The organism is Rahnella sp. Larv3_ips (assembly GCF_003697865.1).
Taxonomy (GTDB): domain Bacteria; phylum Pseudomonadota; class Gammaproteobacteria; order Enterobacterales; family Enterobacteriaceae; genus Rahnella; species Rahnella rivi.
Window position 1 is genome coordinate 808320 of the sequence record NZ_MJIB01000005.1, and the last position, 16104, is coordinate 824423.

Annotated in this window: 18 protein-coding genes; 16 read left to right on the forward strand and 2 right to left on the reverse strand. The window is 52.2% G+C overall.

Features of this window, described 5'->3' with window-relative positions; all coding sequences use genetic code 11:
• Positions 1-78 precede the first annotated feature (78 nt).
• The 7 genes from ED901_RS12645 to ruvX all read left to right on the forward strand — a co-directional run bounded on the left by ED901_RS12645 (position 79) and on the right by ruvX (position 5732).
• Positions 79-1473, forward strand: a complete 1395-nt coding sequence (locus ED901_RS12645) for a sugar porter family MFS transporter (protein ID WP_056773228.1) — start codon at positions 79-81, stop codon at positions 1471-1473.
• A gap of 75 nt (positions 1474-1548) precedes the next feature.
• Positions 1549-2070, forward strand: a complete 522-nt coding sequence (locus ED901_RS12650) for a SprT family zinc-dependent metalloprotease (RefSeq protein ID WP_122096074.1) — start codon at positions 1549-1551, stop codon at positions 2068-2070.
• A gap of 93 nt (positions 2071-2163) precedes the next feature.
• A complete protein-coding gene (gene endA / locus ED901_RS12655) occupies positions 2164-2877 on the forward strand; it encodes a deoxyribonuclease I (RefSeq protein WP_122096075.1) in 714 nt (237 codons plus the stop codon).
• Positions 2878-2977: 100 nt separating this feature from the next.
• Complete coding sequence (gene rsmE, locus ED901_RS12660) at positions 2978-3709, forward strand: 16S rRNA (uracil(1498)-N(3))-methyltransferase (protein WP_056773235.1); 732 nt, start codon at positions 2978-2980, stop codon at positions 3707-3709.
• 11 nt (positions 3710-3720) lie between these two features.
• The gene (gene gshB, locus ED901_RS12665) at positions 3721-4671 is read left to right on the forward strand and encodes a glutathione synthase (RefSeq protein ID WP_056773236.1); all 951 of its coding nucleotides are present in this window, start codon (positions 3721-3723) and stop codon (positions 4669-4671) included.
• A gap of 69 nt (positions 4672-4740) precedes the next feature.
• Positions 4741-5304, forward strand: coding sequence for a YqgE/AlgH family protein (locus ED901_RS12670; RefSeq protein ID WP_056773239.1), 564 nt, complete (start codon positions 4741-4743; stop codon positions 5302-5304).
• The gene (gene ruvX / locus ED901_RS12675) at positions 5304-5732 is read left to right on the forward strand and encodes a Holliday junction resolvase RuvX (RefSeq protein ID WP_056773242.1); all 429 of its coding nucleotides are present in this window, start codon (positions 5304-5306) and stop codon (positions 5730-5732) included. Before ED901_RS12670 ends, ruvX begins: the two co-directional genes overlap by 1 nt.
• Here ruvX and ED901_RS12680 read toward each other — a convergent pair.
• Positions 5723-6745 carry a type IV pilus twitching motility protein PilT gene (locus ED901_RS12680; RefSeq protein ID WP_122096076.1) on the reverse strand — a complete coding sequence of 341 codons (1023 nt, stop codon included), beginning with the start codon at positions 6743-6745 and terminating at the stop codon, positions 5723-5725. The two genes, ruvX and ED901_RS12680, sit on opposite strands and share 10 nt — an antisense overlap.
• Positions 6746-6767: 22 nt before the next feature.
• Between ED901_RS12680 and ED901_RS12685 the strand changes: the two genes are divergently transcribed.
• The 9 genes from ED901_RS12685 to ED901_RS12725 all read left to right on the forward strand — a co-directional run bounded on the left by ED901_RS12685 (position 6768) and on the right by ED901_RS12725 (position 15307).
• Entirely contained in the window at positions 6768-7496 is a 729-nt protein-coding gene (locus ED901_RS12685; protein ID WP_122096077.1) for a YggS family pyridoxal phosphate-dependent enzyme, read from the forward strand.
• Between the two features lie 61 nt (positions 7497-7557).
• Positions 7558-8379, forward strand: coding sequence for a pyrroline-5-carboxylate reductase (gene proC / locus ED901_RS12690; RefSeq protein WP_056773253.1), 822 nt, complete (start codon positions 7558-7560; stop codon positions 8377-8379).
• Between the two features lie 21 nt (positions 8380-8400).
• Entirely contained in the window at positions 8401-8985 is a 585-nt protein-coding gene (locus ED901_RS12695) for a YggT family protein (protein ID WP_122096078.1), read from the forward strand.
• Complete coding sequence (gene yggU / locus ED901_RS12700; RefSeq protein ID WP_122096079.1) at positions 8982-9287, forward strand: DUF167 family protein YggU; 306 nt, start codon at positions 8982-8984, stop codon at positions 9285-9287. The genes ED901_RS12695 and yggU overlap by 4 nt, the downstream gene beginning before the upstream one ends.
• Before the next feature lie 21 nt (positions 9288-9308).
• Positions 9309-9917, forward strand: a complete 609-nt coding sequence (locus ED901_RS12705) for an XTP/dITP diphosphatase (protein ID WP_122096080.1) — start codon at positions 9309-9311, stop codon at positions 9915-9917.
• The gene (gene hemW, locus ED901_RS12710; protein WP_122096081.1) at positions 9910-11046 is read left to right on the forward strand and encodes a radical SAM family heme chaperone HemW; all 1137 of its coding nucleotides are present in this window, start codon (positions 9910-9912) and stop codon (positions 11044-11046) included. Before ED901_RS12705 ends, hemW begins: the two co-directional genes overlap by 8 nt.
• A 493-nt stretch (positions 11047-11539) precedes the next feature.
• Positions 11540-13495 carry an alkyl/aryl-sulfatase gene (locus ED901_RS12715; RefSeq protein WP_122096082.1) on the forward strand — a complete coding sequence of 652 codons (1956 nt, stop codon included), beginning with the start codon at positions 11540-11542 and terminating at the stop codon, positions 13493-13495.
• 54 nt (positions 13496-13549) lie between these two features.
• On the forward strand, positions 13550-14461 hold the full coding sequence (locus ED901_RS12720) for a transporter (protein WP_122096083.1): 912 nt from the start codon (positions 13550-13552) through the stop codon (positions 14459-14461).
• 144 nt (positions 14462-14605) lie between these two features.
• Positions 14606-15307 carry a YopT-type cysteine protease domain-containing protein gene (locus tag ED901_RS12725; RefSeq protein ID WP_122096084.1) on the forward strand — a complete coding sequence of 234 codons (702 nt, stop codon included), beginning with the start codon at positions 14606-14608 and terminating at the stop codon, positions 15305-15307.
• Positions 15308-15360: 53 nt separating this feature from the next.
• Here the strand turns inward: ED901_RS12725 and ED901_RS12730 are convergent, their stop codons facing one another.
• Complete coding sequence (locus ED901_RS12730) at positions 15361-16092, reverse strand: DUF2884 domain-containing protein (RefSeq protein WP_056773277.1); 732 nt, start codon at positions 16090-16092, stop codon at positions 15361-15363.
• Positions 16093-16104: the final 12 nt, after the last annotated feature.

Below are 16104 nucleotides of genomic sequence, written 5' to 3' on the forward strand. Positions count from 1 at the left end.
AGCTGGGAGCAGGGTTAATAACATAACAGCCTAAGCATTATTACAAACACTAAACGATTGCACTATTTTGGAGACCGGATGAACAACTCAACGTCGACCAAAGGAAAACGCTCAAACAAAAGCGTGACTTTCTTTGTCTGTTTTCTCGCTGCACTGGCCGGGCTTTTGTTCGGTCTGGATATTGGTGTCATCGCTGGCGCACTGCCCTTTATCAGCCATGATTTTCAGATCACTAACCATCAGCAGGAGTGGGTGGTCAGCTCAATGATGTTTGGTGCTGCGGTCGGTGCGGTCGGCAGTGGCTGGCTCAACTTCCGTCTGGGGCGTAAATACAGCCTGATGATCGGCGCAGTGCTGTTCGTTGTCGGTTCACTGTGTTCCGCCTTCGCGCCAAACACTGAAGTGCTGATCGTCGCCCGCGTGCTGCTGGGTTTGGCGGTGGGTGTTGCGTCTTACACCGCGCCTATTTACCTGTCAGAAATCGCTCCCGAGAAAATCCGTGGCAGCATGATTTCCATGTACCAGCTGATGATTACCATCGGTATTCTGGCGGCGTACCTGTCCGATACCGCTTTCAGCTACACCGGCGCATGGCGCTGGATGCTGGGCGTGATCACCATCCCTGCCCTGCTGTTGCTGGTCGGTGTGTTCTTCCTGCCGGACAGCCCGCGCTGGCTCGCCGCACGTGGCAATGACGACAAAGCCCGCCGCGTACTGGAAAAACTGCGTGACTCCACGGCGCAGGCGAAAAGCGAACTGGATGAAATCCGTGAAAGCCTGAAAGTTAAACAGAGCGGCTGGGGTTTGTTCATCAATAACAAAAACTTCCGTCGTGCGGTCTACCTCGGGATTTTGTTGCAGGTGATGCAGCAGTTCACCGGTATGAACGTCATCATGTATTACGCTCCGAAAATCTTCGGCATTGCCGGTTTCGCCAGTACCTCGCAACAGATGTGGGGCACGGTGATCGTTGGTCTGGTCAACGTTCTGGCGACCTTCATTGCCATTGGTCTGGTTGACCGCTGGGGTCGTAAACCGACGCTGAAACTGGGCTTCCTGGTGATGGCTGTGGGCATGGGTATTCTGGGGACAATGCTGCATATCGGCGTGGAATCAGACTTTGCGAAATATTTCTCCATCGCGATGCTGCTGATGTTCATCGTGGGCTTCGCCATGAGTGCCGGTCCGTTGATCTGGGTACTGTGTTCTGAAATTCAGCCGCTGAAAGGCCGTGATTTTGGTATCACTGTCTCTACCGCGACCAACTGGATTGCCAATATGATCGTCGGTGCCACCTTCCTGACCATGCTGGAAAGCCTGGGCAACGCCAACACCTTCTGGGTGTACGCCGCGCTGAACGTGGTCTTCATCTTCATCACCATTGCGTTGATCCCTGAGACGAAGAACGTTTCTCTGGAACACATCGAACGCAATCTGATGAAAGGCGAAGCACTGCGCGACATCGGTAAGTAAGCGTCAAATTCCTCCCCTGCAAAGGGGAGGAATTCCATATTGCATCTCTCCCCCTGCAGATTTATCCTTCGCCAGATGAAAACCTCACGTCTCCCCATCGCCCTGCAACAAGCGGTTATGCGCTGCCTGCGGGAAAAACTCCAGATGGCAAATCAGTTTTTTGGCACCGACTATACGGAACCGGAAATCACCTACCAGCAACGCGGTACCAGCGCGGGCAGCGCGTACCTGCAACACTGGCAAATCCGGCTGAATCCGGTGTTATTACAGGAAAATCAGCAGCCTTTTATTGATGAAGTGGTGCCGCACGAACTGGCGCACCTTCTGGTTTACCGCCGGTTTGGCCGCGCGCCGGCCCCGCATGGCAAGGAGTGGCGCTGGATGATGGAGCATGTGCTTGGCGTCAGCGCCAGCCGCACGCACAAATTCGAAGTGGCGTCCGTACAGAGTAAAACCTATCCGTATTTATGCGCCTGTCGCGATCACCATCTGACCGTGCGCCGCCACAATAAAGTGATGCGCAAAGAGTCGGAATATCGCTGCCGTCATTGCGGCGAGCTGTTACATTTCAATGCTAAAGGCACCACTAATGGCTGAAATTTCAATCACTCAATAGCATCAATGTCCGATTGTCACGCCGCGCCGCATCCGTTACCCTTCCGACCTTTTCACATCAGGTCATTCAGAAACATGTTTCGCAAAACACTTTCAGCCTTTCTGTTTATCGCAGTACTCGCACCGGTCAGCGCCTTCAGCCAGTCCGGCAACGCCATCAATAATTTCAGCCAGGCCAAAGCCGCTGCGGTGAAAATCAATCAGGGTGCCCCCTCTTTTTATTGCGGCTGTGACATCAGCTGGCAGGGCAAAAAAGGCACGCCTGATCTCAAATCCTGCGGGTACGCGGTGCGCAAAAGCGAACAACGCGCCAGCCGGATCGAGTGGGAGCACGTGATGCCCGCATGGCAGTTTGGCCACCAGATGCAATGCTGGCAGGATGGCGGTCGTAAAAATTGTGCGAAAAACGCCGGTTACCGTCAGATAGAAACTGACCTGCACAACCTGGAACCGGCGATCGGCGAAGTGAACGGCGACCGCAATAACTTCATGTACAGCCAGTGGAATGGCGGCGAAGGCCAGTACGGGCGCTGCGAGATGAAAGTCGATTTCAAAGCCAAGGCCGCTGAGCCGCCAGCCCGCGCCCGTGGCGCCATCGCCCGCACCTATTTCTATATGCGTGATCAGTACAAACTGAATCTTTCCCGCCAGCAAACCCAGCTGTTCACCGCGTGGAACCGTCAGTATCCGGTGACGGCCTGGGAATGTGAGCGCGATAACCGTATCGCCCGTGTGCAGGGAAATCATAACCCGTACGTTCAGCAGGCTTGCGCTGAGCGAAAAGGCTAACTTAGTATTAAACACATCATCAGGGCACATTAGCTCGCGACAATGCGGGCTAATCACGACAAAATAGCCCGCTCAAACACGTTAAGGACAGCTGCCACACATGCGCATCCCCCGCATTTATCACCCGGAAACATTGACCGCCCACAGCGACATTGCGCTGTGCGAAGACGCCGCTAACCACGTCGGACGCGTTCTGCGTATGCAGCCCGGTCAGGCGATTCAATTATTTGACGGCAGCAATCAGGTCTTCGAGGCCAGCATTACGCAGGTGGATAAGAAGAGTGTGCGCGTCAGCCTGAGTGAAGGTGTGTTGTCGGACAACGAATCACCGCTGAATCTGCATCTCGGACAGGTGATTTCGCGCGGCGACAAGATGGAGTTCACCATTCAGAAATCCATTGAGCTGGGGGCGAACACCATTACGCCGCTGTTCTCGGAACGTTGCGGCGTCAAACTGGACGGCGAACGTCTGGAGAAAAAATTGCAGCAGTGGCAGAAAATCGCCATTGCCGCCTGCGAGCAATGTGGTCGCAACCGCATCCCGGAAATTCGCCCGGCGATGCAGCTCGAAGCCTGGTGTGCCGAGCAGGATGACAGCCTGAAGCTGAACCTGCATCCGCGCGCCAGTCACAGCATTAATACCCTGCCGCTGCCGGTGAAACATGTTCGCCTGCTGATTGGCCCGGAAGGCGGTTTATCCGCCGACGAAATTGCAATGACCTCCGGCTACGGATTTACTGATATCCTGCTGGGACCCCGCGTTCTGCGTACAGAAACCACAGCACTCACCGCGATAACGGCCTTACAGGTTCGTTTCGGCGATCTGGGTTAAGAGGAGACCAAATGATTAAGCTTGGCATCGTGATGGACCCGATTTCATCCATCAACATCAAAAAAGACACCAGTTTCGCTATGTTGCTGGACGCGCAGAGTCGTGGTTACGAACTGCACTACATGGAAATGAATTCCCTGTATCTGCGCGGAGGCGAAGGCCGTGCGACCACTAAAAAGCTTAGCGTGAAGCAGGATTACGACGGCTGGTATGAGTTTGGTACTGAGCAGGATATCGCCCTGCAGGAACTGGACGTGATCCTGATGCGTAAGGATCCGCCATTCGATACCGAATTCATTTATGCGACTTATATCCTCGAACGCGCTGAAGAAAAAGGCACGCTCATCGTCAACAAACCGCAGAGCCTGCGCGACTGTAACGAAAAGCTGTTCACCGCATGGTTCCCGGAACTGACGCCGGATACGCTGGTGACCCGCAACTCGGCACAGCTGAAAGCCTTCCACAAAGAACACACTGACGTGATCCTCAAGCCGCTCGACGGCATGGGCGGCGCGTCTATTTTCCGTCTGAAACCGGAAGACGCGAACGTCTCTGTGGTGATCGAAACCCTGACCGAACACGGCAGCCGTTTCTGTATGGCGCAAAACTACCTGCCAGCGATCAAAGACGGTGACAAACGCGTGCTGGTGGTCGATGGCGAACCGGTGCCTTACTGTCTGGCACGTATTCCTGCGCAGGGCGAAACCCGTGGCAATCTGGCCGCCGGTGGCCGTGGTGAAGCGCGTCCGCTGAGCGAAAGTGACTGGGCGATTGCCCGCACCGTCGCGCCAATCCTTAAGCAGAAAGGCCTGATCTTTGTCGGTCTGGATATCATCGGCGATCGTCTGACCGAGATTAACGTCACCAGCCCAACCTGTGCGCGTGAAATCGAAGCCGCCTTCCCGATCTCGGTGACCGGCATGCTGATGGATGCCATTGAAAAGCGTCTGGCTGCGCGCTAACGTTCTTTGCTACACGATGGCGCGGCTGGCTGCGCCATCATTTTCCTGAGGTTAACCATCCTGCATACCATGAATCTACAACATCACTTTCTTATTGCGATGCCCGGGCTGGATGAACCCCAGTTCAAACGTTCTGTTGTCTATATCTGCGAACATAATGAAGATGGCGCAATGGGTCTGGTGATCAACAAGCTGGTCGATGATTTCACCATTGAAAATGTCCTCGATAAGCTGGATATCAGCCCGGAACCCCGCGACCCGACTATCCGCCTCGATCGTCCGGTGTTTTCCGGCGGCCCGCTGGCCGACGATCGCGGTTTTATCCTGCATACGCCGCGCGAAGGTTTTGGCTCCAGCATTCGCATCTCTGACAGCACCATGATCACCACCTCCAAAGACGTGCTGGAAACACTGGGTACGCCGGACCAGCCAAAAGATGTGCTGGTGGCGCTCGGTTACGCCGCATGGGAACAGGGACAGCTGGAAAAAGAACTGCTGGATAATGCATGGCTGACCATTGAAGCCAGCAGCGATATTCTGTTTCGCACACCCATTGCCGACCGCTGGCGTGAAGCCGCAAAAATGATCGGCATTGATGTGAGCCAGCTCGCCACCCACGCAGGGCACGCATAATGGCTAACCGCACGGTTTTTGCCTTCGACTTTGGTACCAAAAGTATCGGCCTGGCCATTGGTCAGGAAGTCACGGGCACCGCACGTCCGCTGACCTCGTTTAAAGCGCAGGACGGCACTCCCGACTGGCAGAAGATTGAAAAACTGCTGAAAGAGTGGCTGCCGGATGTCGTGGTGGTTGGCCTGCCGCTGAACATGGACGGCACCGAACAGCCGCTGACCGCCCGCGCGCGAAAATTTGCTAACCGTCTGCATGGACGGTTTGGCGTCCAGGTAGAGCTGCACGACGAACGCCTGAGCACCGTGGAAGCACGCGCCGATTTGTTCGACCGTGGCGGTTTTCGCGCACTCGACAAAGGCAGCGTCGATGCCGCTTCTGCGGTGATCATTCTGGAAAGCTGGTTTGAAAAGCAATGGAGTCAGTCCTGATCTTGCGCCAGTAATCCGGCACTCTGTCGCTGCTGGCGGCTTTGTGCAAAAGTCTGCATTCCGGCCTGAGCGCCGGTTTGCAGGATGTCGGCCAGCTGATGGGTTTTCCCCTCCCTGATCAAATTGCACACCGCTGGCGTCGATGTCAGCACCTCAAACAACGCCACCCTGCCCGCTTTTTTATCTTCGCCTGCCTTTGTCAGCACCAGTTTCTGCGCAACCACCGCCCGCAAACTGCCCGCCAGTTGCGCCCGCACAAACGCTTTTTCTTCAGCCGGGAACACGTCAACCATCCGGTCGATAGCCTGCGTCGCATTGCGCGTATGTAAGGTCGCCAGTACCAGATGCCCGGTTTCCGCCGCCGTCAGCGCCAGCCGGATACTGTCGCTGTCCCGCAGTTCGCCGAGTAACAGCACATCCGGATCCTCACGCAGCGCACCCCGCACGGCTTCGCCGAAGGAACGCGTATGCAGCCCGAGTTCGCGCTGCTGGATCAGACATTGCCTGCTGGTGTGAATGAGCTCGATAGGATCTTCCAGCGTAATGATATGGCGCTTTACATGGCTATTCAGATGATCAATCAGCGCCGCCAGCGTGGTGGATTTACCGCTTCCCGTGGCACCGGTGACCAGAATCAGGCCATCCTCCTGCAAGATGATTTGCTGCAAGATTTCGGGCGCCAGCAGCATGTGCAGATCGGGGCAACGCGCCGGGATTGGCCGCAGCGCGGCAGACAGCCCGTGCCATTGGCGGAAAACGTTGAGCCGCATCCGTACACCACCGCCCAGCGTCAGGGCTTTATCGACCTGTCCGGCCTGTTGCAGCGTCTCCTGTTGCGCGTCGTCCAGCCACTGGACACTGAACGCCTGCATCTGCGAAGCCTTAAGCACCGGCATGTCGTCGCAGCAACATAATTCGCCATCAATGCGCAACATCGGCGGATAGCCGGTACAAAGGTGCAGATCGGAGGCATTTTGCTTTACACTACGCACCACTAATCCATCAATATCCATGTTGAAATCCTCCTGAGTCCCTATGAGCCTTAGTCAGCAAAACGCTATTGCGCAGAATTTACAGAATGTCCGCGAGAAAATCGCAGCCGCTGCACAGCTTTGCGGCAGGCCTTCAGAAGAAATTACCTTGCTTGCAGTGAGCAAAACCAAACCTGCGAGCGCTGTCGAAGAAGCGATCGCTGCCGGTCAGTACGTGTTTGGTGAAAACTACGTGCAGGAAGGGGTGGATAAAATCGCCCACTTCGCCGGGCATCAGCCTGCGCTGACCTGGCACTTTATTGGCCCTCTGCAATCGAATAAAAGCCGTTTAGTGGCGGAAAATTTCGACTGGTGCCACACCATTGATCGTCTGAAAATCGCCCAGCGCCTCAACGATCAGCGCCCGGCGGGCTTGCCGCCGTTACAGGTATTGATTCAGGTGAACATCAGCGATGAGGCCAGTAAATCCGGCATTCGCGTGGGTGAAATCACCGAACTGGCGACGCAAATCATGGCGATGCCCAACCTGACGCTGCGCGGTCTGATGGCGATCCCTGCTGCAGAAACCGATTATGCACGGCAAACCGAAGTCTTCGGTCAGATGCGCGACGCGCTGAACACCTTACAGGCTGTCTGCCCGCAGGCCGATACGCTGTCCATGGGCATGACCGATGATATGCCCGCCGCGATTGCCGCAGGCAGCACCCTGGTTCGTATCGGTACCGCCATTTTTGGGGCCCGTGATTACAGCGAAAAGCAATCACCGGCCTGAGGCGGTTTACTGCTTTACTCTTGAATGGCTCAATGAAGTCCCCATAAAACGAGGAGCACTTATGCAACACCGTAAACTCTGTTTCATCGGCGCAGGTAACATGGCTGGTGCGATCATTTCGGGTCTGGTCGAAAGTGGTTATCCGGCGACGCTTATCAGCGTCTGTGCCCCGTCGACCACACATCGCGATGCGCTGGCTGAAAAGTACGGCGTGAAGAGCAGCAGCGATAACAGTGGCTGCGCCAAAGAAGCGGATGTCATTGTGCTCTCAGTCAAACCACAAATGATGGCTGACGTGTGTAAAGCACTGCAAAAAGACGTGGATTTTGGCGGCAAACTGGTACTGTCGATTGCCGCAGGCGTCAGCGTCGCTCGTTTTTGTGAGTTGCTGGGTGAGGATCTGAACATTGTGCGCATCATGCCGAACACGCCATCCCTTGTCGGGAAAGGCATGAGCGGGCTTTACGCACCTGAACAGGTTTCACAGGCAGACCGCGATTACAGCGGTGAACTGATGACCGCGGTCGGCAAAATCTGCTGGGTCGATACCGAAGAAGGTATCAACCACATTATTGCCGCCGCAGGCAGCGCCCCGGCCTATTTCTTCCTGTTTATGGAAGCAATGCAGGCTGAAGCGCAGCGTTTAGGTTTCAGCGCAGATGCCGCACGGATGCTGGTTGAACAGGCCGCCAGCGGCGCGACCGCGTTAGTGGCTGCCAGCCCGGACACGCCATTGTCACAACTGCGTGAGAATGTGACCTCCAAAGGCGGCACCACCTTTGAAGCACTGAAAGTTTTCACCGATCGCAAATTACCGGAGATTGTCTCCGTGGCCATGCAGGCCGCCATTACCCGCGCGCAGGAAATGGAAAAACTGTTTTAATTTACATATCAAAGGTAACGCATGTTAACGCTGACTTTCCTGGTCAACACATTGATTGACCTCTACGTCATGGTTTTACTGCTACGCATCTGGATGCAGTGGGCTCGTACTGATTTTTATAATCCGTTTTCTCAGTTTGTGGTGAAGATTACTCAACCGGTCATCCGGCCATTGCGTCGGATTCTTCCACCGCTTGGGCCGATTGACAGCGCGAGCTTGTTGCTGGCTTTCATCATTACCACGCTGAAATTGCCGTTATTTTTCCTGATCAAGTACGGGGTTTTCCCGTTAGAACCCATCATGTTACTTGTGGGTCTGATTAGCCTGGTGAAGGCTGCCGGGTTATTGGTCTTCTGGTTAATTATTATCCGTTCACTGATGAGTTGGGTAAGCCAGGGGCGCGGGCCAATGGATTTTCTGCTGATGCAGCTTACTGAACCTCTGATGGCACCCATTCGCCGCGTTTTGCCGGCCATGGGCGGGATTGATTTCTCAGCGATGATTGTGATTTTGATTCTCTATATGCTGAATTATCTCGGTATGGATCTGCTCGGCGGGCTTTGGACGCAGGATTTCTTCACCTCGAATGCCCTGCTCGCTCAATGACATCAGGACCCTCCCCGGTTTACTGGCAGTCAGACGACCTGGTTTTGCGGCTGGTTATCCAGCCCAAAGCCAGCCGTGACAGCCTGGTCGGTTTGCATGGCGACGAACTTAAAGTCGCCATCACCGCACCGCCGGTTGACGGTCAGGCGAATACGCACCTGGTGAAATTTCTCGCCAAACAGTTTAAAGTCGCCAAAAGTCAGGTCAGTATTGAAAAGGGCGAGCTGGGCCGCCATAAACAAGTCCGCATTATCCATCCGCAAAATATCCCGACTGAGGTCGCGGTACTGCTCGCAGAATAACGTTTACGTCAGGACTCTCCCATGCAGAAAGTCGTATTAGCTACCGGCAACGCCGGTAAAGTGCGTGAGCTCGCACATCTTCTGGCCGATTTCGGGCTGGACGTGGTCGCGCAAACGGAACTCGGTGTTGAATCGGCAGAAGAAACCGGTCTGACGTTCATTGAGAACGCCATCCTGAAAGCCCGTCACGCCGCAGCCGAAACCGGTTTACCGGCGATTGCCGATGACTCCGGTCTGGCCGTGGATTTTCTGGGAGGCGCGCCGGGGATTTACTCCGCCCGCTACGCAGGAATTGATGCCAGCGATCAGCAAAACCTCGATAAGCTGTTAGTGGCGCTCAAAGACGTGCCGCAGGGCCAGCGCAATGCGCAGTTCCACTGCGTGCTGGTTTACATGCGCCACGCAGAAGACCCTACGCCGCTGGTGTGCCACGGCAGTTGGGCTGGTGAGATTACTTTTGCCGAAGCAGGCGCGGGCGGTTTTGGTTATGATCCGATTTTCTACGTTCCTGAGCTGGGTAAAACCGCAGCGGAACTGACGCGCGAAGAAAAGAGCGCGGTATCTCACCGTGGTCAGGCGCTGAAACTGCTGCTTGCCGCGATGAAAGAGGCTGTTCAAAAGAATGCGTAAGTTACCGCCGCTGAGTCTCTACATTCATATCCCGTGGTGCGTGCAAAAGTGCCCTTACTGCGATTTCAACTCGCACGCGTTAAAGGGCGAAGTGCCGCACGACGATTATGTCGCACATCTGCTGGCCGATCTGGATGCCGATCTGCCTCTGGTGGGCGATCGCAGCTTAGGGACAATTTTTATCGGCGGCGGAACACCAAGCCTGCTGAGCAGCGAAGCGATGCAAAACCTGCTCGACGGCGTGCGGGCGCGTTTATCCCTCGATGCCGATGCCGAAATCACTATGGAAGCCAACCCTGGTACCGTTGAAGCCGACCGTTTCAGCGCGTATCAGCGCGCCGGGGTGAACCGTATCTCGATTGGTGTGCAAAGTTTCGATGCCCTCAAGCTGGAGCGTCTGGGGCGCATTCATGGCCCGGAAGAAGCGCGACGCGCGGCGCATCTCGCCACCGGCCTGAACCTGCGCAGTTTCAATCTGGATCTGATGCACGGCTTGCCGGATCAGACCCTGGAAGAGGCGCTGGATGATTTACGCCAGGCCATCGCGCTCAATCCACCGCATTTGTCGTGGTATCAGCTGACAATCGAGCCCAACACCCTGTACGCCTCGCGTCCGCCAAAACTGCCGGATGACGACGCGCTGTGGGACATTTTCGAGCAAGGCGACAAGCTGCTCACCGCAGCCGGTTATCAGCAGTATGAAACCTCGGCGTATGCCAAACCGGGCTATCAGTGCCAGCACAACCTCAACTACTGGCGTTTCGGGGATTACCTCGGCATCGGTTGTGGCGCGCATGGCAAACTGACGCAGCCTGACGGGCAAATCCTGCGAACCGTGAAAACGAAACACCCGCGCGGTTACATGCAGGGGCGTTACATGGACAAACAGCATCAGGTCGAAACCGACGATTTGCCGTTTGAATTTTTCATGAACCGTTTTCGCCTGCTGGAAGCGGCTCCGCGTGAGGAGTTTGGGTTTTATACCGGCCTTGATGAATCGGTGATCCGCGCGCAGCTGGACGAAGCGATCGCCAAAGAATATCTGGTGGAAACCGACACGCACTGGCAGATCACCCGCAAAGGCAAACTGTTCCTGAATTCGCTGCTTGAGCTGTTTTTGGCCGGGTAATTGATTCCGAATATTTATGATTAACATTAAAAAAGGTGAAGTCACTGATCTGACTTCACCTTTTTTTATGTTCAGGTACAAATAAAAATAAGCCTGTATCCGCTGATAAGGGGCACATTTCATTAATACCTCCATACATTCAGAAGCATTTTGTCACCACCCTCTGTTTATATTGAAATTTTCCTTTCCCTGATATTTTCACTCGTTTATTTAAAAGAACTGCCACCTGACGGGCAATCAGTTAAACAGTGTAAAAATAAACAATTCAATATTTAAATATTAACCTCATGAAATTCATATTTATTAAAAATTACCGCCGATTTACTAATGCAAATAACAAATGTGCTTGGTACTAATTTCAATTGTTATTATTATAATCAGCATTAGTAGTCAGCTAACCTTGTTAGAGATTTTAGATCCTTAACAAATAAAACAGCTTCAATTAATTTAAGTGCCGCAATAAATACAATTATCACTTTTGTTAAGGAATCAAATGAAAATATCAAAAATTGCGCTGGCACTGGCGCTGACAATCAGCAGTTACTCTGTCTTTTCTGTTGAATTACCAAAGGATGCCAGCACATATACCAAAGCCTTAAATCAGGCAGTCTATAAGGGCTTACCTTTTTCTGACCAGACGGATTTTCAAAATGCCAGTAAAGGTTTTATAGCGACACTGACGCCAACAGTGATTAAAGATTCTGCGGGAGGAATATCGTGGAATATGGAAAACTATGGTTTTATTAAAGGTGATGCACCTGACACGGTTAACCCCAGCCTGTGGCGTATCGCTAAATTAAACTTACTCAACGGTTTATTTAAAGTTACCGACTTCGTATATCAGATCAGAGGATTTGATCTTTCGGATATGACCATTATTGAGGCTGAAAAAGGCATTATTATCATTGATCCTCTGGTCACCACCGAGGTTGCCCGTGCCGGATTAAAACTCTACTACGCGCACCGTCCTTTTAAACCCGTCATCGCGGTCATTTATACGCACAGCCACGCGGATCATTATGGCGGCGTTCGTGGTGTGGTGGATGAAAAAGATCTCGCTGCGGGTAAAGTCAGTATTATTGCCCCGGAAGGATTCATGAAAGAAGCCGTCAGTGAGAATGTCCTGGCGGGAAATGCCATGAGCAGAAGAACGCTGTATCAATATGGGGCGATGTTACCGCGCAGTGCTCACGGTCAGGTTGATGCTGGTTTAGGAAAAACCACGTCAATTGGAACATTTACGCTGATCCCTCCCACCGACACCGTCAGTAAAACCGGGGAAACGCGGGACATTGGCGGGATTAAGATGCAATTCCAGATGGCCGAAGATACCGAGGCACCCACGGAAATGCTCATCTGGTTCCCGCAATTCAAGATGCTGGATACCGCCGAAGATGCCACCCATACCTTGCATAATCTCTACACGTTACGCGGGGCCCAGGTACGGGATGCAAGTGCCTGGTGGAAGGTTCTGAATTTTGCCATTAATGAACACAGGACTGACGTTGAGATTGTCATTGCTCAACACCAGTGGCCGACCTGGGGAAATCAAAACATCATAAAATACCTGTCTGATCAGCGGGATCTGTTTAAATTCATTCATGACCGGACGCTCAATCTGGTGAATAAAGGTCTGACGATGAATGAAATTGCTGAGACGCTGACCCTGCCACCCGGCTTGTCACAGGAATGGTATAACCGGGGTTACTATGGCTCAGTCAGCCACAATTCTAAGGCTGTGTACCAGCGATATATGGGGTGGTATGACAGTAATCCGGCTGACCTTAATCCTTTACCTCCCGTTGAAGCGGCGAAAAAATATGTCGAATTCATGGGCGGAGAAAATCAGGTACTGACCAACGCCAAAAAGTCGATCGCCGCCGGAGAATATCGCTGGGCTGCTGAAGTTTTAAAACACGTGGTCTTTGCCGATCCGAAAAATCAAACCGCACGTGACCTGCAGGCAGATGCTTTCGAGCAGTTGGGTTATCAGTCAGAAAATGCAACATGGAGAAATGAGTATCTGATGGGGGCCTATGAATTGCGTCATGGCATTCCCAATCATCCTCCGATCAGTACGGCCAGCGTAGATATGGTGGAGGCAATGGATCCTGAACTTATTTTAGATTATATGGGTGTCCGCCTGAACACGGATAAAGCACTCAATAAAAACATCCATATAAACTGGAAACTGCCAGAGGGTACTGAATATGGCATAGAACTGAGAAACTCAGTGATCATCTATAACATGAATAAATCGACGGCACCTGCGGACGCTGTATTAATGGCTGATAAAATGAGTTTTTCACGATTATTCATGCAGGGTGAGCCACTGAAAAATGTGATGGCCAGTTCAGCAATGAAAATTTCCGGTGACCCGGAAAAAATCAAAGAACTTCAGGATATGCTGGATGTGTTCCCGGGAATGTTCAATATTGTTACGCCATAACTCTCTGTGAAATAGATTTTTCTGGTTAATTTCATCGCACAGAGGGGAATAAAAATGCGATATAAGTGGCAGTTAAATACTCAAGGGATTTTTTTAATTTTCTCTATTGTCTTACCTTGCAGCAGTTACGCAGATAACGCCCGTGACTGGCAGAACGTTCCTGATGATATTAATATTTTATTCGGCTACTACGAGAACATAAACAGTAATACATCTCTCGACTCTTCCTTGCCTGTCGATAATGCGTCAGTGGATGCCGATCTCTATATCATACGTTATGCGCGGTCTTTTGATCTCGGCGGGCACACTGCAGGTATTCAGTTGATTCAGCCCGTCGCGCACCTGCGGGCATCACTGGATGGTTCGCCTGCGCTGGATGATACGCATACGAATCAGGGGATGGGCGATTCACAACTCGCGCTGATCTATAACCTGTTTGGCGCACCCGCGCTTAATTCTCAGGAGTTCCGGCTCTGGACACCGGAGATGTTTCTGACCTCGGCGATATGGGTCACTGCGCCCACCGGGGATTACGATAAAACGAAAGCGCTCAATATCGGGGGAAACCGTTGGGTGATAAAACCGGAATTAGCTTTCGGTTACCCTGTCGGCCCTTTCTGGATTGAAGTTAACCCGATGGTGACATTCTATCAGGACAATGATGACTATCTCGGTAGCCATCATCTGGCACAAAGACCGCTTTATGCTGCCGAAGGACATTTCAGCTTTACGTTCAATCCGGCGTTGTGGATATCGCTGGACAGCACCTTCAGTCAAGGCGGCGAGACGCGTATTGATGGCAGTCTGCAAGATAATAAGCAACAGAACGTTGTTCTGGGGGCTTCGCTGGGATTTATGTTAACGCCACAATTTGGCGGGGCTGTCGCTTATACCGATACCACCCACGAGGAGTCCGGCTCACCTGATATTTCAACCTGGATGTTCAGAATGCAATATGCCTGGTAATACAGAGCCATTGCTGTTTACTCACAAAGGGAGCTTAGCTCCCTTTCTTATTATATGATGCGCCACGATGATTCTTTATATCTGGCATGTAGGGAAAATAGTGTTCATTGAGTTCAGGATTGCATCAATTAATAAGGATAAGTAATGCATTTAAATAAAACCATAAAAATGGCAAATGCATGCAACTGCATCAGCTATTCTCTTTTTCAGCAAAGAGTGTATTTAGAATGTTTCAATGCCAGGGATCCAGACCCTTCTTTGCGCAAAGGGTATTGGCAAAAAGACAGTCTTCGGCAGGAACACTCCGCCTCTGTTGTGAGTCACGGCCCCAGAGGGGTATGCCTGGCATTGACACTGGTTTATATAAAAATGAAAGCCAACTACCAGGACTGGAAAAATTTTATCTATGAGCCAGAGGGGGCTGCTGAAGTCAGAGGTATCACTAACTTTTCATTGTTATTTACAGAAATGAAAAATTACGATGATCATCGTCTGAAAGAAATTTGTCGGCCATTGGGTTTGAATTTATATGATGCTGTGAAAATGAATAAAAGCGAATTTAAAACCCAAACCGGGCAACATGATCCGGATGCCATGATAAGAGAAATTGTTTATTTATGTGTACATGGCCGCACAGAATTTCTGAGTATCAGAATGTCGCGAGGGGCACATGCTGTCGCTATCCGAACAAATGAAAACAGCTATAAAATATTCGATCCTAATCTTGGTGAGTTTATTTTCAAAACAGAAAGAGATTTAATCGAATTTTTAAAACAGATAATTGCTGAATTTTATACAGATATCAGGAAATGGGGACTTTATCATATGCTCCCGATGTATCAATGATTGCACTCTCAATCGCCTCTCCGGGGATCCGAAAAGGCGATGATTGTCAGAGCTTACTTCAAATCCGCCAGCAATGTTTTGTGCTGAGTGTCGAGCGCAGTTACACGTTTACAGACATCATCGCCAAAGGCTTTGAACTCTTTTTCCTGTTTGCTCCACTCATCCTGAACCGCCTGTTGCAGACCGCCCAGATTGCCCATCATTGCCTGCAACGGATTGCCGCCGCTGGCCGCCTGTTTCAGGCCCATTTCATTGATGCTGTCCTGCATCACGCCGCCCATGGTTTGTTCCATCAGCTTCTGACCATTCTGCTTCACCTGATCCACCGCTTTGTGATGGAACGTCAGACCATCGGTGCGGTGTTCGATAATCAGATTCATCTGCTGCTTGAGCTGCTTGTCGAGGGTGACCAGACGGTTGCGCACGTTGCTGCTGCTGCCCAGTTTATCGACGATCACGCGGTCAACGGCCACACGGCCTTTTTCCAGATGCGCGGTGGCACCCTGATCGATCCAGGGCAGATCGCGACGCAGCGAGGCCTGATAATCAATGGCTTCCTGACGCTGTTTTGCGCTCAGGGTGATCTCTTTGCCGTTGAGTGTCACATTGCCGTTAGGTGTGATCAGCAAATCGCCGCTGTTACCCACAACCTGCACGGTTTGCGGCTTGATGATCACGTCATCTTTTGGCTGGACGGCGCATTCATAATCCGCCTGCGCGCTCCACGCACTCAGCGCCAGCAAGGCAGCAAGTCCGGTTTTTACCACTCCACTTTTTACAAACATGTACTCTCCCTA